At 64.5% G+C, this 19,809-nt stretch carries 17 protein-coding genes and 1 other RNA gene; 12 read left to right on the forward strand and 6 right to left on the reverse strand.

The window, feature by feature from the left end:
• Positions 1-217: 217 nt before the first annotated feature.
• Both NHF53_RS17640 and NHF53_RS17645 read left to right on the forward strand, forming a co-directional pair.
• Complete coding sequence (locus NHF53_RS17640) at positions 218-2,224, forward strand: methyl-accepting chemotaxis protein (RefSeq protein WP_252835399.1); 2,007 nt, start codon at positions 218-220, stop codon at positions 2,222-2,224.
• A 191-nt stretch (positions 2,225-2,415) separates the two neighbouring features.
• Entirely contained in the window at positions 2,416-3,045 is a 630-nt protein-coding gene (locus tag NHF53_RS17645) for a LysE family translocator (RefSeq protein ID WP_252835400.1), read from the forward strand.
• A gap of 9 nt (positions 3,046-3,054) precedes the next feature.
• On the opposite strand, the gene ssrS is transcribed toward NHF53_RS17645, so the two are convergent.
• The 3 genes from ssrS to NHF53_RS17660 form a co-directional block, all read right to left on the reverse strand.
• Positions 3,055-3,215, reverse strand: a non-coding RNA gene (gene ssrS, locus NHF53_RS17650) — 6S RNA.
• Between the two features lie 63 nt (positions 3,216-3,278).
• Entirely contained in the window at positions 3,279-3,665 is a 387-nt protein-coding gene (locus NHF53_RS17655) for a cell division protein ZapA (RefSeq protein WP_252835401.1), read from the reverse strand.
• A 39-nt stretch (positions 3,666-3,704) separates the two neighbouring features.
• On the reverse strand, positions 3,705-3,977 hold the full coding sequence (locus NHF53_RS17660; protein ID WP_114364204.1) for a DUF4164 domain-containing protein: 273 nt from the start codon (positions 3,975-3,977) through the stop codon (positions 3,705-3,707).
• A gap of 343 nt (positions 3,978-4,320) precedes the next feature.
• Here NHF53_RS17660 and tkt point away from each other — a divergent pair, with 343 nt between their 5' ends.
• The 6 genes from tkt to NHF53_RS17690 all read left to right on the forward strand — a co-directional run bounded on the left by tkt (position 4,321) and on the right by NHF53_RS17690 (position 12,988).
• Entirely contained in the window at positions 4,321-6,303 is a 1,983-nt protein-coding gene (tkt, locus tag NHF53_RS17665) for a transketolase (RefSeq protein ID WP_252835402.1), read from the forward strand.
• 79 nt (positions 6,304-6,382) lie between these two features.
• A complete protein-coding gene (gene gap, locus NHF53_RS17670; protein ID WP_114364206.1) occupies positions 6,383-7,393 on the forward strand; it encodes a type I glyceraldehyde-3-phosphate dehydrogenase in 1,011 nt (336 codons plus the stop codon).
• 271 nt (positions 7,394-7,664) lie between these two features.
• Positions 7,665-9,473 carry a potassium/proton antiporter gene (locus tag NHF53_RS17675; RefSeq protein WP_114364207.1) on the forward strand — a complete coding sequence of 603 codons (1,809 nt, stop codon included), beginning with the start codon at positions 7,665-7,667 and terminating at the stop codon, positions 9,471-9,473.
• Between the two features lie 97 nt (positions 9,474-9,570).
• A complete protein-coding gene (gene pgk / locus NHF53_RS17680; RefSeq protein ID WP_252835403.1) occupies positions 9,571-10,773 on the forward strand; it encodes a phosphoglycerate kinase in 1,203 nt (400 codons plus the stop codon).
• Positions 10,774-11,079: 306 nt separating this feature from the next.
• Positions 11,080-11,976: a fructose bisphosphate aldolase gene (locus NHF53_RS17685; protein WP_252835404.1), complete on the forward strand. Its 897-nt coding sequence runs from the start codon at positions 11,080-11,082 to the stop codon at positions 11,974-11,976.
• Positions 11,977-12,076: 100 nt separating this feature from the next.
• Positions 12,077-12,988 (forward strand): PhzF family phenazine biosynthesis protein, encoded by a 912-nt coding sequence (locus NHF53_RS17690; RefSeq protein ID WP_252835405.1) that lies wholly within the window; start codon positions 12,077-12,079, stop codon positions 12,986-12,988.
• Positions 12,989-12,992: 4 nt separating this feature from the next.
• Here NHF53_RS17690 and NHF53_RS17695 read toward each other — a convergent pair whose 3' ends face one another.
• Complete coding sequence (locus NHF53_RS17695) at positions 12,993-13,148, reverse strand: hypothetical protein (protein WP_252835406.1); 156 nt, start codon at positions 13,146-13,148, stop codon at positions 12,993-12,995.
• Between the two features lie 166 nt (positions 13,149-13,314).
• Between NHF53_RS17695 and NHF53_RS17700 the strand changes: the two genes are divergently transcribed.
• The 3 genes from NHF53_RS17700 to NHF53_RS17710 all read left to right on the forward strand — a co-directional run bounded on the left by NHF53_RS17700 (position 13,315) and on the right by NHF53_RS17710 (position 15,682).
• Positions 13,315-14,598, forward strand: coding sequence for an MFS transporter (locus NHF53_RS17700; protein ID WP_252835407.1), 1,284 nt, complete (start codon positions 13,315-13,317; stop codon positions 14,596-14,598).
• Positions 14,599-14,601: 3 nt separating this feature from the next.
• Positions 14,602-14,799, forward strand: a complete 198-nt coding sequence (locus NHF53_RS17705) for a DUF1192 domain-containing protein (protein ID WP_114364212.1) — start codon at positions 14,602-14,604, stop codon at positions 14,797-14,799.
• A 367-nt stretch (positions 14,800-15,166) separates the two neighbouring features.
• Entirely contained in the window at positions 15,167-15,682 is a 516-nt protein-coding gene (locus NHF53_RS17710; protein WP_252835996.1) for a DUF1465 family protein, read from the forward strand.
• Between the two features lie 164 nt (positions 15,683-15,846).
• Here the strand turns inward: NHF53_RS17710 and rpmE are convergent, their stop codons facing one another.
• The gene (rpmE, locus tag NHF53_RS17715; RefSeq protein ID WP_112689852.1) at positions 15,847-16,068 is read right to left on the reverse strand and encodes a 50S ribosomal protein L31; all 222 of its coding nucleotides are present in this window, start codon (positions 16,066-16,068) and stop codon (positions 15,847-15,849) included.
• Positions 16,069-16,260: 192 nt separating this feature from the next.
• On the opposite strand from rpmE, the gene NHF53_RS17720 reads away from it, so the two are divergent.
• Positions 16,261-18,063 carry an ABC transporter transmembrane domain-containing protein gene (locus tag NHF53_RS17720; RefSeq protein WP_252835408.1) on the forward strand — a complete coding sequence of 601 codons (1,803 nt, stop codon included), beginning with the start codon at positions 16,261-16,263 and terminating at the stop codon, positions 18,061-18,063.
• 19 nt (positions 18,064-18,082) lie between these two features.
• On the opposite strand, the gene NHF53_RS17725 is transcribed toward NHF53_RS17720, so the two are convergent.
• Positions 18,083-19,726, reverse strand: coding sequence for an FAD-binding dehydrogenase (locus NHF53_RS17725; protein WP_254007977.1), 1,644 nt, complete (start codon positions 19,724-19,726; stop codon positions 18,083-18,085).
• Positions 19,727-19,809: the final 83 nt, after the last annotated feature.

Here is a 19,809-nt window from a genome sequence, read left to right on the forward strand (position 1 = left end):
TTGCGGGTCAAGACCACCACCTGCCGCGAAGCCGCGGCGCGAAACAGGGGACCGAAGACCTCTCCGCCCCCTTGCGCCCCCTTGATCGAGAAGGAACTCGCGCACGTCGCATTTTCTTGCATCCGTCAAATTCCATTTTGGATTTGCCCGGACAACCAAGGGTTAACCCCAGGGCCTTAGACTGACGTGAAAGCCAATGTCAAAGGGGCACGTCTACATGAAGATCTTTTCGCGCTTCGGCATCACGAAAACGATTACCGTGACGACGGTGATCATCCTGGTCGCGTCGCTCGGCGCGGTCTCCTGGGTTATCTCCAACAGCATCGAGAACCGCATCCAGGAACAGGCCATCGCCGGCCAGAACGCCAGCCTGCGGACGGCGGCCACCTTCATCGAACGCGATCTCCCCGGAACCAAGGTGACCTGGGGGAAGGACGGCAATGTCGCGCGGATCGAGATGGAATCGATCCCGACGGAATTTACGGATCACACCATGATCGACACGATCGGCCGCATGACCGGCCAGACCGCGACGATCTTCGCCTGGGATCCGCAGAGCAAGGACTTCTGGCGCCGTACCACCAACATCATCAAGCCGGACGGAAACCGTGCCGTCGGCACGGCACTCGGCCAGAAGGGCGCCGTTTATCCCTTCGTGACAAAGGGGCAGATCTATCGCGGCGAGGCCGTGATCCTGGAAACGCCCTACTACACCATCTATCAGCCGATCTTCTCGCCGAAAGGCGACGTTCTCGGCATCCTCTATGCCGGCGTCCGCAAAGCCGAAATCAACAGCATCGCGGCCGAGATGATTTACGCGATCGGGATCACTGCACTGATCGTGCTGGTGATCGCCGCCACTCTCGTCGCCTTGCTGGTCCGCCGTATCGTCGGTGCCCTGCCTCGCCTCACCGCGGTTGCCGACAGTCTCGCCTCCGGGCATCTCGACACTGCAGTGCCGGATCAGGATCTCAAGAACGAGATCGGCGCCCTTGCGCGTGCCATCAACGTGTTCCGTGAAAGCGCGATCCAGAAGATCGAGATCGAACGCGAGGCTGCCGATGCCACAGCCCGCAGCGAACGCGAACGCCAGGAACGCGAACTGGCCAAGGTCGAAGACGCGCGCGCCGTTCAGGACGCCATCGAAGTTCTCGCCGGTTCTCTTCAGAAACTGAGCGACGGCGACCTGACGGTCCGCATCGAACGCTCCTTTGCCGGCAACCTTGACAGGCTCCGCGTCGATTTCAACAATTCGGTCGAAAAGCTCGCCGGTACCATGGCGGAACTGCGGGCCGAAACCGCAGGCATCGAGGCGAGCTCCGCAGAGATGCGCTCCGCGACCGACGACCTGTCGAAGCGGACCGAACAGCAGGCGGCATCGCTCGAAGAAACCTCGGCCGCGCTAGAGGAGATCACCTCGACCGTCCGCGGCTCTTCGGCCAAGGCCGACGACGCGGCAAACATGGCGATCAAGGCACGCCAGAGCACCGAAAGCTCGAGCAAGGTCGTCTCCGATGCCATCGATGCCATGGGCCGCATCGAGCAGGCGTCGAGCGAAATCTCCAAGATCATCAACGTCATCGACGAGATCGCTTTCCAGACGAACCTGCTGGCGCTCAACGCCGGTGTCGAGGCGGCCCGTGCAGGTGAAGCCGGCAAGGGGTTTGCCGTCGTCGCGCAGGAGGTCCGCGAACTGGCTCAGCGTTCCGCCAACGCCGCGAAGGACATCAAGGTCCTGATCAACAGATCCGGCGAAGCGGTCGCCGGTGGCGTGTCGCTCGTGCAGCAGACGGGTGCGGCGCTCGGCGAGATCTCGAACCAGGTGGCGGTGATCAACGAGCATATCTCCGCGATCGCCTCCGCGTCCCGCGAGCAATCAACCGCGCTCAACGAGATCAACAGCTCCGTCAACCATATGGACCAGTTCACGCAGAAGAATGCGGCAATGGTCGAGGAGGCGACGGCAGTCACGCACCGTCTCGCCGACAGTGCACGCAGTCTCGCCGGCCTCGTCTCGCAGTTCCGCATGAGCGACCGCGGCGTGAGCGCTCCCGCCTATCAGTCCGCCGGGCAGGCGCCGCGCGCCGCGACCCCTCGTCCGGCGTCGGCCCAGGCACGACCGGTCGCCTCTCCGGCGCGCAAGATGGTGGGAAGCCTCGCCAAGGCTTTCGGCGGCGGCAACACCGCTCCGGCGACATCGCAGGACAGCTGGGAAGAATTCTGACCGGCTCGGGCATCCCACAAGCACAAAGCCGTCGCGAATGATCGCGGCGGCTGGTACATGGGCACTCTCCCGGGCACAGACGGAACGGCCCAATTAGGCAGCAGGGTCATCGCGGGTCAAGACCACCGCCTGTTGCGAAGCCGCGGCGCGCCCGATACAAGGACATTCTCCTCTCGCCAACCGGTACGCCCATGTCCCTGCATACGATCCTGTGGTTCATCCCCGCCTGCTTCGCGCTCAACATGGCGTTCGGGCCGAACAATCTCCTCGCGCTCACCAACGGCATGCGCTGGGGCGTCGGCGTCGCGCTAGCCGCCTCGATGGCCCGCATCGCCGCCTTCGCGATCATGATCGTCATCACCGCCGTCGGCCTCGGCGCACTGCTGATCGCCTCGGAAATCGCCTTCTCGGCCATCAAATGGGCGGGTGCCGCCTATCTGGTCTGGCTCGGCATCAAGATCCTGCGCGCCGGTGCGCCGCAGATCGAACACGCGGCAGAGATCAGGACCGCCCTTTCCATGAAGAAGCTCGCGCAACAGGAATTCTGGGTGGCGATCGGCAATCCGAAGGCGATCCTGATCTTCACCGCCTTTTTCCCGCAGTTCCTCGACGCCGCAAACTACGCGGTAAGCTTCACGGTCCTCGGCGTCATCTTCCTCGTTCTGGAAGTGATCGCGATCACCATCTACGCGATCGCCGGCCGCCGGCTCGGCCGCTTCGCGAAGGGGAAGTCGTCTTTCGGATGGGTGAACCGCGTGAGCGGCAGCATGATGATCGCCTTCGGGGCGATGCTCGCCCTCGCGCAACGGCCGTCGATGTAAGAAAGAGAAGTGCGATCCACGGCAACCGATGGAGTTTTTACGATCCTGGGCGCCTACAAAAGTAGGTGGGCGCCGTGTGTCCAAGCCCACGGGCCTGGCCAGGGACAGCTCCCTCTGGATCGAGTATGGCCCCAGGGATTGTGGTTTCCTGTCGTGAGGCGCAGACCGCACGCCTGATATAGGGCCAAACGCCCCGCCGCGCCAGAGGCCATGTCGTCAAAAAGGCCCGGGACTCAGCTTTCCTGCGCCGCCGCGCTCGAAGGGCGCGCCGTCAGCTTGCGGGTGATCGCGTTCAGCCGCTCGGCGAGTTCGACAATCGTCGCGGCGAGCAGTTCTTCCTTGCGCTGGTTTCCCGCGGCCGCCGTATCGCGGCCCTCGCGCAGGCTCGCAAGCTCGCGCTCCATCTCGGCGAGCTTGCGGTTCGTCTCCGAAAGCTCGTCCATCACCATGATCCCGGCCATGACGGTGATCCGCAGATCGCCGATCTCGCCGAATTGCGACTTCAGATGCGAGACGTAGTTGTCGAACCGGGTCGCAAGCTCGACGAGATGCGCCTCCTGGCCCTCCTCGCAGGCCATGCGGTAGGCTTTCCCGTCGATTGTCACCGTTACCTGTGCCATATGCCCTTCCGCATACCGAGACCACGCATCCGTCGACCGTCAGCGGTCGAGCACCGCCCGTATCGTTTCCATCGCCGTGACCAGCCTGCGCGATACCTCGCGATTGACTTCCTCGAGCCGGTTGGCGCGAAACTCCGACTGGTCGAGTTCCTGGGCGAGCCGGGCGCGGTCGGCATGGACGCGCTTCACCTCGCTTTCGACCTCTGCGTTCTCGCGCTGGGCCTCGAAACGCATGTCGACGGCGTTCTCCAGGCCCGAAATCGCCTGTCGCAGGGCGCCGAGCGCCGCCTCAACCGTGTTGTCCGTCGACATTGCTTGTCCCGGCCTTCCGAAAAAAGTCCACCGAATCGGACACCGAAGCCCGTCATCGTGTTTCTTCGACAGTATTCGCTTGTGTTGCCACCCGTCAATAAAACCGGAGAGGCACGGATTCGCCTATCCTGTGGACGAGGCAGAAATGCCGCGCGAACGACAACCGAACCCGCCCGGCACGGCGCGCCGACCATGTTCCGGCAAGGCGAAATCTCGGCGGATCGGAACCGCAGACCCTGCGGATTTATTGACTCGCGCGCCTCACCTGCTATGGATCACCCGCCTTCAGGCGGTCCGCGGCAGGTGCGGACATCCCCAGTGACTCGGAACAAGCGGAAAAACGATGATTTCTCCCGAAAAACACAACCGGATGGCAAATGCGATCCGATTTCTTGCCATGGACGCAGTCGAGAAGGCCAATTCCGGCCACCCCGGCATGCCGATGGGAACCGCCGACGTCGCGACCGTCCTCTTTACCCGCTTCCTGAAGTTCGATCCGAAGAACCCGCTCTGGCCCGACCGCGACCGCTTCGTGCTTTCCGCCGGCCACGGCTCCATGCTCCTCTATAGCCTCCTCTATCTCACCGGCTACGAGGACATGACCATCGAAGACATCAAGCAGTTCCGCCAGCTGGGTGCGAAGACCGCCGGCCACCCGGAATACGGCCACGCCTCAGGCATCGAGACGACGACCGGGCCGCTCGGCCAGGGGATTGCCAACGCCGTCGGCATGGCGATCGCCGAAAAGAAGCTCGCCACCGAGTTCGGCGCCGAACTGATGGAACACTATACCTACGTGATCGCCGGCGACGGCTGCCTCATGGAAGGCATCAGCCAGGAAGCGATCACGCTCGCCGGCCACCTGAAGCTCAACAAGCTCATCGTTCTCTGGGACGACAACGGCATCTCGATCGACGGCGCGATCTCGCTTGCCGACTCGACCGACCAGCATACGCGCTTCCGCGCTTCGGGCTGGAACACGCTTTCCGTCGACGGCCATGATCCGGAAGCGATCGCCGCGGCGCTCGAGGAAGCCCGCAAGTCCGACAAGCCGACGATGATCGCCTGCAAGACCGTGATCGGCTATGGCGCGCCGAACAAGGCCGGCACCCACAAGGTCCACGGCTCGCCGCTCGGCGCCGACGAGATCGCCGCCGCCCGCAAGGCGCTCGGCTGGGGCGAGGAAGCCTTCACCATCCCCGCCGACGTGCTCGACGCCTGGCGTCTCGCCGGCCTGCGCTCCACCAAGGCCCGCAAGGACTGGGAGGAACGCCTCGCCGCGGCGGATGCCGACAAGCGGGCGGAATTCACCCGGCGCTTCGCCGGCGACCTGCCGGGCAATTTCGACGCGACGATCGACGCCTACAAGAAGAAGCTCGCCGAAACGAAGCCGACGGTCGCGACCCGCAAGGCCTCCGAGGACGCGCTCGAAGTCATCAACGGCGTGCTTTCAGAGACGATCGGCGGCTCCGCCGACCTGACCGGCTCGAACAACACCAAGACCAGCCAGACCAAGTCGATCACCCCGACCGACTTCTCCGGCCGCTACATCCATTACGGCATCCGCGAGCACGGCATGGCCGCCGCCATGAACGGCATCGCGCTGCACGGCGGCCTGATCCCCTATTCCGGTGGCTTCCTGATCTTCTCGGACTACTGCCGTCCGTCGATCCGCCTTGCCGCCCTCATGGGCATTCGGGTTATCCACGTGCTGACCCACGACTCGATCGGCCTCGGCGAAGACGGCCCGACCCATCAGCCGGTCGAGCACATGGCGGCGCTGCGCGCCATTCCGAACCTGCTGATGTTCCGTCCGGCGGATGCGACCGAGACGGCCGAGTGCTGGCAGATCGCGCTCGAACAGAAGCACCGCCCGTCGGGCCTGGCGTTGACGCGCCAGAACCTCGTCGCGGCGCGCACGGAGTATGAAGAGAAGAACCTCTGCGCCAGCGGCGCCTACGAACTCGTATCGGCAAGCGACGCGAAGGTCTCGATCTTCGCCTCAGGCTCGGAAGTCGAGATCGCGCTGAAGGCCCAGGCCGAACTGACCGGCAAGGGCATTCCCGCCCGCGTCGTCTCGGTCCCCTGCTTCGAACTCTTCGCCGAACAGCCGGAAGCCTACCGCCAGGCGATCATCGGCAATGCGCCGGTGAAGATCGGCATCGAAGCCGGCATCCGTCAGGGCTGGGACAGCATCATCGGCTCCGACGGCGTCTTCATCGGCATGTCCTCCTTCGGCGCCTCCGGCCCGTACAAGGAGCTCTACAAGCACTTCGGCATCACCGCCGAAGCCGTGGTTGCCGCCGCCGAAACCCGGCTTGGCTAACGTCAAATTGTCGCAGGGCGATTGCCAACGCCCTGCGATCCATTAGTTTCGAATTCTTTTCTACAGGGGAGTGAACGCCATGACTCTTAAAGTTGCCATCAACGGCTTCGGCCGTATCGGCCGCAACGTGCTGCGCGCCATCGTCGAGTCCGGTCGCACCGACATCGAAGTGGTCGCGATCAACGATCTCGGCCCGGTCGAAACCAACGCCCACCTTCTGCGCTACGATTCGATCCACGGCAAGTTCCCGGCCGATGTGAAGGTCGAAGGCGACACGATCATCGTCGGTGGTGGCAAGCCCATCAAGGTCACGGCGATCAAGGATCCGGCGACGCTTCCGCACAAGGAACTCGGCGTCGACATCGCCATGGAATGCACCGGCATCTTCACCGCGCGCGACAAGGCGGCCGCCCACCTGACCGCCGGCGCCAAGCGCGTCATCGTGTCGGCTCCGGCCGATGGCGCCGACCTGACCGTCGTCTTCGGCGTCAACCACGACAAGCTGACCAAGGATCACCTGGTCATCTCCAACGCCTCCTGCACCACCAACTGCCTGGTGCCGGTCGTCAAGACGCTCGACGACGCCGTCGGCATCGACCACGGCTTCATGACCACGATCCACTCCTACACCGGTGACCAGCCGACGCTCGACACCATGCACAAGGACCTGTACCGCGCCCGCGCCGCAGCCCTGTCCATGATCCCGACCTCGACCGGCGCCGCCAAGGCCGTCGGCCTGGTCCTGCCGCACCTGAAGGGCAAGCTGGACGGCACCTCGATCCGCGTGCCGACCCCGAACGTCTCGGTCGTCGACTTCAAGTTCGTCGCCAAGAAGAACACCACCGCCCAGGAAATCAACGACGCCATCAAGGCAGCGTCGAACGGCGCGCTGAAGGGTATTCTCGGCTACACCGAGGAGCCGCTGGTCTCGCGCGACTTTAACCACGACAGCCACTCGTCGATCTTCGCGATCGACCAGACCAAGGTGCTCGAAGGCAACTTCGTCCGTATCCTCACCTGGTACGACAACGAATGGGGCTTCTCCAACCGCATGTCCGACACGGCGGTCGCCCTCGGCAAGCTCATCTGAGCGATCGACCCAACGATTGTCCTCGAGGAGGCGGGCCGGGATACCGGTCCGCCTTTCATTTTTCCCGCTCCCGCCCTACTCTGATCACGATTGCGGGCGACAAGTGCGGTTCTCGTCTTTCGGCAGTCCTGCCAGATCGTTCCCAGCCCTGCACCGACCCCGACACCGGGGCGGAAAGCGTTATCGTCGCTTTCGCGCTACGCCCGCGGGTCCGGTATGATCGGCAGGCGCGGGACGAGACGGTGAGAGCGGCGGCGAAGGGGATGAGCAGGTGGACGAATTCTATGCGATGACGCTGGTGGGCACGGCGCTGGTCCTCCTGGCGGCGTTTTCGAGCCTGCTCGCCTTCCGCTTCGGCGCTCCCCTCCTCCTGCTCTTCCTGCTGATCGGGCTCGTGACCGGCGTCGATGGCCTCGGCATCGACTTTTCCAACAATTCGCTCGCCTACGCGCTCGGCTCCGTGGCGCTCGCGATCATTCTGTTCGATTCCGGCTACGGGACCTCCCTGCAGTCGTTCAGGCTGTCGGCGACGCCGGCGCTGCTGCTCTCGACCGTCGGCGTGCTGATCACCGCCTGCCTGTTCGGCGCGCTCGCACATCTGTTGCTCGACTTCTCCTTCCTCGAAGGGGCATTGCTCGGCTCGATCGTCGCCTCGACCGACGCGGCGGCGGTGTTCTTCCTGCTGCGCATCGGCGGCATCAACATCCGCGACCGGGTGCGCTCGACGCTCGAGGTCGAGTCCGGCACGAACGATCCCATGGCGATCTTTCTCACCATGGCGCTGGTGCAGCTGCTGTCGACCGGCAAGGGCTATGCCGGCTTCGACATGGCGCTCCTGCGCCTCTTCGTCGAGCAGATGGGGCTCGGCCTCGCGCTCGGGCTGATCGGCGGCGCGATCATCGTCTTCGTGCTGAAACGGATTTCCATCGAACGGGGGCTTGCGCCGATCTTCATGCTGACGATGGCCCTCCTCGTCTTCTCCTACACCGGCGCGGTCGGCGGCAGCGGCTTCCTCGCCGTCTACGTGGCCGGCATCTACGCCGGCAGCCAGAAGATCCCCGCCCGCGGCTCGATCACCCGCTTCCAGGACGGCATGACCTGGCTTGCCCAGATCGTCATGTTCCTCGTGCTCGGCCTGCTCGCGACCCCCTCGCAGTTTCCACAGATCCTGCTGCCGGCAGTCATCCTCGGCCTGTTCCTGGTCTTCGTGGCGCGTCCGCTGGCGGTGTGGCTCTGCCTCCTGCCGTTCGACTACACCCAGCGCGAAACCGGCTTCATCGCCTGGGTCGGCCTGCGCGGCGCCGTCTCGATCCTGCTTGCGATCCTGCCGATCCTCGGTGGCCTGGAAGGCGGGCAGGTCTACTTCAACGCGGCCTTCATCGTCGTGATGATCTCGCTGCTCCTGCAGGGCTGGACGATCAAGCCCGTCGCCCGAAAGCTCGGGCTCATCATCCCGCCGCGCATCGGCGCGATCGACAAGCTGGAGCTCGACCTGCCGGGCGCCGCCAACCACGAACTGCTCGCCTACCGCGTCGTCGCCGACAGCCCGGTCCTGCGCGGCGAGCGCATTCCCCGCTGGGCGATGCCGTCGCTCGTGATCCGCGACGGCAAGTCGATGCGCTACCAGTATGCCGGCCGGCTCAGGGAAAACGACCAGGTCTATCTCTTCATCGCGCCGGGCTATTCGCGCCTGCTCGACCGCCTCTTCGCCAGCAAGGCGCCGGTGGACGAGAACGACAGCGAGTTCTTCGGCATGTTCGCGATCGCCCCGTCGACCCGCGTCGACAATCTCGACCAGGCCTACGGACCATTGCTCGTGAACGAGGCGGAGCGCGCCATCACCGTCGCCGAGCTCATCGAGCAACGCCTCGGCGGCAGGGCCGATTACGCCGACCGCGTCCGCCTCGGCACCATCGTCCTCATCGTCCGCGACATCGATGAGACGGGACATATCGCCTCGGTCGGCGTTTCGCTGGAGCCGGTGGCGCCGGCCACCAAACTGCCGATCTTCCTCAATCTTCGGGAGATTGCTCACGCGCTGCGCGACTATCTCCGCAAGATCCGCAAGGCGGCCGAGTGAATTTTGCCCCGCCCTCGCCTTGCGTCGCGGGTCAGGCGTAGTAATGTCCGGCCCTCACGTTTTAGAACCCAAAGAGACTGGAGGGACGGGTATAACCATGGCGGCTTTCAAGACACTCGACGATCTGACCGACATTGCCGGCAAGCGCGTACTGGTCCGTGTGGACCTCAACGTTCCGGTGACGGACGGAAAGGTCAGCGATACCACCCGCATCGAGCGCGTGGCGCCCACCATTCACGAGCTTTCGGAAAAGGGTGCGAAGGTCATCCTGCTCGCCCATTTCGGCCGGCCGAAGGGTGAGCCGGTCGCCGACATGTCGCTCTCCCTGATCGCACCGGCCGTCGAGGAAGTGCTGGACCAAAGCGTCGCCTTCGCCTCCGACTGCATCGGTGCCCCGGCCGCCGACGCCATCGCCAAAATGAACAACGGCGACATCCTGCTGCTCGAAAACACCCGCTTCCACAAGGGCGAGGAAAAGAACACGCCTGAATTTACCGCCGAACTCGCGAAGAACGGCGACATCTACGTGAACGACGCCTTCTCCGCCGCCCATCGCGCCCACGCCTCGACGGAAGGCCTCGCTCACCACCTGCCGGCCTATGCAGGCCGCACCATGCAGGCCGAGCTCGAAGCGCTCGAAAAGGGCCTCGGTCAGCCGGCCCGTCCGGTCGTCGCGATCGTCGGCGGCGCCAAGGTCTCGACCAAGATCGACCTCCTGATGAACCTCGTGAAGAAGGTCGACGCACTCGTCATCGGCGGCGGCATGGCCAACACCTTCCTCGCCGCCAACGGCACCAATGTCGGCAAGTCGCTCTGCGAGCACGACCTCGCCGACACAGCAAAGCAGATCATGCTTGAAGCTGCGACCGCCGGCTGCGCCATCGTCCTGCCGTCCGACGGCGTTGTCGCCCGCGAGTTCAAGGCCGGCGCCGAGAACGAGACCGTCGACATCAGCGCCATCCCGGCCGATGCCATGGTCCTCGACGTCGGGCCGAAATCGGTCGAGGCGGTCAATGCCTGGATCAGCCGCGCCGCCACCCTCGTCTGGAACGGCCCGCTCGGTGCCTTCGAGATCGCGCCCTTCGACAAGGCGACCGTTGCGGCCGCCCGCCATGCCGCCGACCGCACCCGCGAGGGCAAGCTGGTCTCGGTCGCCGGCGGTGGCGACACCGTCTCGGCGCTGAACCATGCCGGCGTTGCCGACGACTTCACCTATGTCTCGACGGCCGGCGGCGCCTTCCTCGAATGGATGGAAGGCAAGGAACTGCCGGGCGTGGCAGTCCTCTCCAGGACCGCCTGACCGCCTCATATGCGATCGGGGCGGCGCGGATCGTCCACATTCCCGCGCCGCCGTCACATCCCGTTTAAAGATTTCAGTTATTTTAAACGATTGAAATAATTTCAATCGTTTCAATCAATTAGACCGGGATTTGCCTTTAGGGAAACTTCTGTTATCGGCCAGTTGCAGCCCCGGAGGAAAGGCGAAATAGCCGAACATCTCAGCGATATCGATCCGGGATTGATGAATTCGGCGTTGCCGATTGGTCGTAACATCAACGAACCTACGTGAGCGCGTATCGCGCCACTGTAGGGATAGGAGTGAGATATGGTGGACGCGAAGATGTTGAACAAGATCACCTCTGCACCCGGCTTCATTGCGGCGCTGGATCAAAGCGGTGGTTCAACACCCAAAGCGTTGAGCCTTTACGGCATTTCCGAGTCCGACTACCAGGGCGACGAGGCGATGTTCCGCCTGATGCATGCCATGCGCGTCCGCATCATGAGCGCGCCCGCCTTCACCGGCGACAAGGTGATCGGCGCCATCCTGTTCGAGCGGACCATGGACGGCGACGTCGATGGTGAGCCCGTTCCGTCCTATCTCTGGGAAAAGCGCGGCGTGGTGCCCTTCCTCAAGATCGACAAGGGCCTCGAAGCCGAACAGAACGGCGTTCAGATGATGAAGGCCATGCCGGATCTCGACTCCCTCCTCATCCGCGGTCGCGAAAAGGGCATATTCGGCACCAAGATGCGCTCGGTGATCGCTCATGCCGACAAGGCCGGGATTGCCGCCGTCGTGAAGCAGCAGTTCGAAGTGGCACGCCAGATCATCGGTCAGGGCCTCGTCCCGATCGTCGAGCCCGAAGTCTCCATCAAGAGCCCGACGAAGGTCGAGGCCGAAACCATTCTTCGCGACGAGATCGCCGCCCAGCTCGACAAGCTGCCGGCCGGTGAAAGCGTCATGCTGAAGCTGACGATCCCGACGACCGCCGATTTCTACGCGCCTCTGGTCGCCCACAAATCGGTCGTCCGCGTCGTCGCCCTCTCCGGCGGCTACACCACCGCCGACGCCTGCGAAAAGCTCAGCCACAACCACGGGATGATTGCGAGCTTCTCGCGCGCGCTGACGGAAAAGCTGCGCGTCTCGATGAGCGACGCAGAGTTCGACGCGAGCCTCACCGAAACGATCGACCAGATCTACGCCGCGAGCGTCAACAAGGCCTGATGCGGTCCTGAACCTTTGTCACGATGACACGAAAGCCCGGCCCGCGCCGGGCTTTTTCGTTATAGGTACGGCTGGGGATCATGATCAGGGAGTATCAGCCATGCGGGAATGTCCGTTCGTCACCGTCGACGTCTTCACCGAACACCGCTTTCGCGGCAATCCGCTCGCCGTCATCCTGGACGGCAGCGAGTTGACGACCGAAGAGATGCAACGGATCGCGACCGAGTTCGGCTATTCCGAAACCACCTTCCTGCTGCCGCCGGAAGAGATCGACAACACCGCGCAGGTGCGGATCTTCACGCCGACCACGGAAGTTCCCTTCGCCGGCCATCCGAATGTCGGCACTGCCTTCGTGGTCGGGCGGATGGGCCGGATTTTCGGCCAGTCCGTCGGCGAGGCGTTGCGCTTCGAGGAGAAGGCGGGCCTCGTCACTGTCACGCTCCGTAGACTGGGCGATGCCGTGCGCGGGGCGACGATCCGGGCACCGCAGCCGCTTTCGGTCGGCGCCCAGGTTCCGGTGCCGCTTCTCGCCCGCGCGGCAGACCTCTCCCCGCACGACATCGTCGCCGACCGGCATGCGCCCTCGTTCGCCTCGGTCGGCCTCAAATTCGTCGTCGCCGAACTTTCCGACCTGGATGCGCTTGGCCGCGCCAAACCGAACGTCGAGACGTTGGAAGAGATGTGCGCCACCTTCGCCGCCGAGGAGAGCGATTGCCCGCTCTTCCTCTACACCCGGCTCGACGGCGAGCATATCCGCGCGCGCATGTTCGCGCCGCTCGACAACGTGCCGGAGGACCCGGCGACCGGCAGTGCATCCGCCGCGCTGGGCGCGCTTCTGACTTCGCTGGAGCTGGCGGACCACGGGCATTTCCGCTTCCTGATCGAACAGGGCGTCGAGATGGGGCGCACAAGCCATATCCACGTCGCGACGGAAAAGCGGGGCGGCCACGTCCACACCGTCGATATCTCCGGCGACTGCGTCGAGGTGATGCGCGGCACGATCTCGATCTGACCCGTCAGGGACGGACGAGAAGCACGACGGACCAGATCACGAAGGCCAGGACGGCCAGCTTCCAGAAGTCGCCGCGTTTGCGCAGCCCGGGAACCCCGAGCGGCTTGATGAGTTGCACGACCATGGCGAGGATCAGAAAGGCGGCGATCGCTTTGGTCATTGCAGGTCCTTGCGGAAGAATCGGAGAAGCGTCATATGGCGGACACCTTTGCCTCTCAATGACGCCGCTGCAAGGTGGGACTGATCTTTGACACGCTCGTCTTGCAATCTGTGACGTTTCAGTCGACCTCTAGTGAGCTTCGAATAGAAAGCTGCGAATCGCACCCATGCGCCGTAACTTGCTGCCCGTCCTCGCCCTCCTCCTGGGCACCCTGTTCCTCTTCCTCGGCAACGGCCTGCACGGCCTGCTGCTGCCCGTGCGCGGCTCCGCCGAGGGCTATTCCAACGAAGTCCTCGGCCTGCTCGGCACCTCCTGGGCGACAGGCTTCGTGCTCGGCTGCTTCTTCGCGCCGAAGGTGGTCATGCGCGTCGGCCATGTGCGCGCCTTCTCGAGCTTCATCTCGCTGATCGCGATCATTGCGCTCCTGACCGGCATCCAGGTCGACCAGTTCTGGTGGGTGGCGCTGAGAGCCGTGACCGGCTTCTGCACGGCCGGCACCTCGATGATCATCGAGAGCTGGCTGAACGAGCGGGCGACCAACGAGAGCCGCGGCATGATCTTCTCCTTCTACATCTCGATCACGCTGATCGGGGTCGTGGGCGGGCAGATGCTGGTGCCGCTCGGCGATCCGTCGACCACCGTCCTCTTCATGTTCTGCGGGATCTTCTACTGTCTCGCCATGCTGCCGACGACGCTGTCGACGGCGGCAACGCCGCAGCCGCTGAAATCGGTCAGCCTCGACCTGCGCAGCCTCTACCGCAACTCGCCGATCTCCTTCGTCGGCATCCTGCTGATCGGCATCGCCAACGGCGCCTACGGCACGCTCGGCGCCGTCTTCGGTGCGCGCGCCGGGCTTTCGTCGGGAACGATCGCCGTGATGATGAGTCTGACCATCTTCGTCGGTGCGATCATGCAGTTTCCGGCCGGCAAGCTCTCCGACACCACCGACCGCCGCTACGTGCTGGCGGCGCTCTCGGGCGTCGCGGCGCTCGCTGCCGTGATCCTGGCACTCGTCCAGCCGCACGATGCCTATGTGCTGATCGGCTTCGTCGCGCTTTACGGTGCCGCCGCCAACGCGCTCTACCCGATCGCCGTGGCGCATGCGAACGACTTCGCTCGCTCCGACGACTTCGTGAAGGTCTCCGGTGGCCTTCTGCTCCTCTTCGGGATCGGCACGATCATCGGCCCCACGCTCGGCGGTCCGGTGATGACCAGGCTCGGCCCCTACGCCCTCTTTGCCGTGACCGCCGTGTCGCACGGGCTCCTGACCACCTATGCCATCTATCGCAGCCGCTTGCGCGCGGCAGTGCCCGCGGAGGAACGCGACTACGTGCCGAAGATCCCCGTGGGCGCGGCGCCGACCAGCACGCCGGAAAGCCTCAGTCTCGATCCCCGTGCGGCGCCGCTCGCCGACGTGGCGGAGGCCGAAGTTGCAAGCCAGGAGGAATAGGCCATGAGCATGAGCGACGACGAACGCCCGAAGAAGAAGACGGTGCACGAGATCGGTTCCGATCTCTCGATGCTTTCTGCCGACGAACTGACCGCGCGCATCGGCCTCCTCGAAGAGGAGATCGCCCGTCTCGATGCCGAGCGGCAGCGCAAGCAGGCCGGAAAGCTCGCTGCAGAAAGTCTGTTCCGTCCGAAAGTATAGAGACCGGCTGCCCGACGTATCTCCGACTGTCGCAAGGAACAACACTCTGAAGCAGGCGGTTAACCGTTCATTAACTCTTCTTCGTTAATGTAATTGCCATCCAGAGCTTCTGGATTCAGGCAGTTTCTCCTCATGGCGAATAGGTCTGATTTTCTCCCTGTTTTACCTTGAGAGCCGCTTTCGCGGCTCTTTTTTTGACGTTTTGAAGGGCGCCCGGCAAAACTGTGGGAATTAACCTTTCCTTAAGATTTGCCTTGCGCGTTTAAGGTATTGATAGCATCGTGACTCCATAAGAGCCGGAAAGCATCCTTCGGGGATGAAACAAGACGCGGCCGCGAGAGTTTTGCGTAAGACAGGGGTAATGACGATGTCGGAAGTCGGCGTGAATACGATCAGCTTTGCGGGTCGCGCTGCGACCTCGAACCAGTTCAAGACGATCTATTCGGAAGGAATGGGGCTGGTGGAGGAGACCGCCGCCTATCTCGACGGCCCTGGCCGCTCCGCCGCCAAGGTCCTGCCGCGCATGGCCTCCGTGCTCTACGCAGCCGAATCGATGCGGCTGACCACCCGGCTGATGCAGATGGCCTCGTGGCTGCTTCTGCAGCGCGCCGTCAACAACGGCGAGATGAGCCGCGATCAGGTGATGTCGGAGAAGAGCAAGGTCCGCCTTGACGGTTTCAACGTCGACAAGGCGGCACCCGGCTGGAACGACCTGCCGGAAGCCTTCCGCGATCTCGTCGAACGCTCTCTGCGCCTGCAGAACCGCATCGCACTGCTCGACCGTGAAATCTATCGCCCGGCGGAAACGGCGGTCGTTCCGGACAACGAAAACAGCGTCAAGGCCCAGCTCGACCTGCTGCGGACCGCCTTCAGCGGCAACTGACCGACGCGACACGCCACGCTTCACGGTATCCCGGCAGGCACCGCCTCGCCGGGATTTTTCGTTTCCGCAGTCTGTACGACGCACGGCCTCGACGCCGGGACGGCAAACGCGAAAGCCCGGCGCGAGGCCGGGCTTTGAAAACGGAAGCAGAAGCTTCGAAGCGATTAGAGGCCGAGGCCGCCGAAACGCTTGTTGAACTTCGAGAGACGACCGCCGCGGTCCATGAGCTGCTGGTTGCCGCCCGTCCAGGCCGGATGGGACTTCGGGTCGATTTCGAGGTTCATGACAGCGCCTTCCGAACCCCAGGTCGAACGGGTTTCGTATTCGGTGCCGTCGGTCATGACCACCTTGATCATGTGGTATTCGGGATGGATGTCAGCCTTCATAACGATCTTCCTGCTGTGCCGGAGGAACCGAAAAGCCGCGTTTGCATCTTCGGAACCTATTTAATAAATGAAGCCGTAGTCCCGATCAGGCCACGGCTTCCCAATTCGATGCCGTGCCTATACATGAAGGGCGCAAGGATAACAAGAGCCCCAAGCGCAGGAGCGCGAAGGGCGAACGGGAGAAATGCCAAGGTGTCCGAGGTGACCGAGTCCGAGTCGAAAAAGCGACGTTCGTTGAAGCCGCTTGGCGGGCTCCTGCCCTACCTGAAACGCTATCGGGGCATGGTCGCGGCCGCCCTCTTCTTCCTGGCGCTTGCCGCGGGAACGACGCTGGCACTGCCGCTTGCCGTCCGCCGGATGATCGATCACGGCTTCAGCGGCGCCGATCGTGGCTTCATCAACAGCTATTTCGGCATGCTGGTGGTCATGGCCGTGCTGCTCGCCGTCGCCAGCGCCATGCGCTACTATTACGTCATCTCGATCGGCGAGCGGGTGGTCTCCGACCTTCGGCGCGCCGTCTTCGAACATGTGACCCGGCTCTCGCCCTCCTTCTTCGACGTCAACCAGTCCGGCGAGATCGTCTCGCGGCTGACCGCGGACACCACGCAGATCAAGTCGGCGGTGGGCGCGAGCGCGTCGCTGGCGCTTCGAAACTCGATCCTCTGTCTCGGCGCCGTGGGCATGATGATCTACACCAGCCCGCGGCTCTCGGTTCTCGTCCTCATCGCGATACCGGTGATCGTTTTTCCGCTGGTCGGCTTCGGCCGGTCGGTGCGCAAGCGGTCCCGCGCGGCACAGGATACGCTTGCCGCAGCAACCGCCTATGCGAGCGAGACGATCGGCGCGACGCGCACGCTGCAGGCCTTCAACGGCGAGGCGATCGCGACCGCCCGCTACGGCGACGCGGTGGAGAGCGCCTACGCAGCCGCCCGCACGGCGATTCGCTCTCGCGCCTTCCTGACCGGCTTTGCGATCACCCTCGTCTTCGGCAGCGTCGTCGCGGTTCTCTGGTACGGTGCGCAGAGCGTGCTCGCTGGAACGCTGAGCGCAGGCACGCTCGGCCAGTTCCTGCTCTATTCGGTGATCGCCGCCGGCGCGCTCGGATCGCTCTCGGAAGTCTGGGGCGAACTCGCCCAGGCCGGCGGTGCCGCCGAACGGCTGATGGAACTGCTGCACGAAGAACCGGCGATCGCCGCGCCCGCCTCGCCCAAGGCGCTTCCCGAACCGGCGACCGGCCGGGTGGAATTCGACAACATCCATTTCTCCTATCCGAGCCATCCGGGCCGTTCGGCCCTCAAAGGCCTGAGCTTCAAGGTCGAGCCGGGTGAGACGGTGGCGATCGTCGGCCCGTCGGGTGCCGGCAAGAGCACCGTCTTCTCGCTGATGCTGCGCTTCTACGATCCGGTGAGCGGCACGGTCAGGTTCGACGGCCTCGACGTTCGCGAGGTCGCACCCGACGCGCTGCGCGCCCGCATCGCCATCGTCCCGCAGGACGTCACGATCTTCGCCTCGTCGATCCACGACAACATCGCCTTCGGCGCGCCGAATGCGAGCCGCGCCGATGTGATCGCCGCGGCCGAGGCCGCTCAGGCGCGTGAGTTCATCGACAGGCTGGAGAAGGGTTTCGACACCCAGGTCGGCGAACGCGGCATCACGCTTTCCGGCGGCCAGCGCCAGCGGATCGCGATCGCCCGCGCCCTGCTGAAGAACGCGCCGCTGCTGCTGCTCGACGAGGCGACCTCGGCGCTCGACGCCGAAAGCGAGACGCTGGTCCAGAAGGCGCTCGACGGCCTGATGCAGAACCGCACGACGATCGTCATCGCCCACCGGCTCGCGACCGTGCTCAAGGCCGACCGCATCCTTGTGCTCGATGGCGGCCGGATCGCCGAGGAAGGCACACACCAGAGCCTTATCCGCCAGGGTGGCCTCTATGCGAAGCTCGCCCGCCTGCAGTTCGAAACCGGTGCCCACGACCTGATCGCCGCCGCCAAATAGCGGCGGCTCCGCGCCTCCGTCAGGCGCCGACCGCGCGCCCGGCAACGCGACCGGAAAACAGGCAGCCGCCGAGGAACGTGCCCTCGAGCGCGTTATAGCCGTGCATGCCGCCACCGCCGAAGCCGGAGACCTCACCCGCAGCATAGAGGCCGGGGACAGGCTCGTCGCCGGCGCCGAGCACGCGTGCATGGAGGTCTGTGTGCAGCCCACCAAGCGTCTTGCGCGTCAGCACGTGCAGCCGCACCCCGATCAGCGGCCCGGCCTTCGGGTCGAGGAGCCGGTGCGGCTTCGCGGTGCGCATGAACCTGTCGCCGAGATACTTGCGGGCGCCGTGGATTGCGGTGATCTGCGCATCCTTGTTGAACGGATTGTCGAGTTCCCGGTCGCGGGCCTCGATCTGCGCGCGGACATGCTGCAAGCCGAGACGGTGTTCGCCGGTCAACTCGTTCATGCCGGCGACGAGATCCTCGAGATTGTCGCGGACGACGAAATCCTCGCCCTTGTCCATGAAGGCTTGCACCGGCCCCGGCGGATTGCGGCCGAGGCGAGAGAGAAGGAGGCGGATGTCCTTGCCGGTCAAATCCGGGTTCTGCTCGGAGCCGGAGAGCGCGAACTCGCGCTTGATGATCGCTTTCGTCAGGATGAACCAGCTGTATTCATGACCACGCGCGCGGATCGCCTTCAGCGTCGCCAGCGTGTCGAAGCCCGGCATCGCCGGCGCCTGGAAGCGGTTGCCGTCGGCATCGCACCAGAAGGAGGACGGCCCGGGCAGGATGCGGATGCCGTGGTTCGGCCAGATGGGATCGTAGTTCCTGAGGCCTTCGGTATAGTGCCACATGCGGTCGCCGTTGACGATGCGCCCGCCCGCGCTCTGGGCGATCGCAAGCATGCGGCCGTCGACATAGGCCGGCACGCCGGCGACCATCGATTTCGGCGCCGGGCCGAGCCGCTCCACGGGCCAGCTCTTGCGCACGAGATCATGGTTGCCGCCGATGCCGCCGGACGTGACGATCACCGCACCCGCGCTGATCTCGAACTCGCCGACGGGATGGCGCGAGCTTGCGCCTCCGCGCTGGATGGCGTCCGGCTTGAGGATCGTTCCCTGTGCGCCCGTGACGGCACCGTTGGTGACGATCAGCCGGTCGACCTGATGACGGAAACGGAAAGTAAGACGGCCCGCGGCCTCTGCGGCACGGGCGCGGCGGATGAATGGCGCGATGACCGCCGGCCCCGTTCCCCAGGTGACGTGGAAGCGCGGCACGGAGTTGCCGTGGCCAGCGGCGAGCGAACCGCCGCGCTCGGCCCAGCCGACGACCGGAAACCAGCGCAGCCCCTGCCTGTGCAGCCAGTCGCGCTTTTCGCCGGCGGCAAATTGCAGATAGGCCTCGGCCCACAGCCGCGGCCAGTGGTCTTCGGGCCGGTCGAAGCCGGCCGATCCAAACCAGTCCTGCCGTGCCAGCTCGTAGCTGTCGCGGATCCGCATCCGGCGCTGTTCGGGACTGTCGACGAAGAAGAGGCCGCCGAGCGACCAGAAGGCCTGGCCACCGAGGTTCTGCTCCCCTTCCTGGTCGAGAATGCAGGTCCTGAGGCCGCGGTCCGCCGCCTCGGTCGCGGCGACGAGCCCGGCGAGCCCTCCCCCGATCACCAGTACATCAAAGTCCATTATCTCCCCCTCCCGTACCCGTTTCTTACTTTTACGAACACGTAAGGGTTTGACAACCCTGCCCCTGTGGGGACAAGCGACTT

Source organism: Ciceribacter sp. RN22, assembly GCF_024054295.1.
In the GTDB taxonomy this organism is placed as follows: Bacteria; Pseudomonadota; Alphaproteobacteria; order Rhizobiales; family Rhizobiaceae; genus Allorhizobium; species Allorhizobium lividum.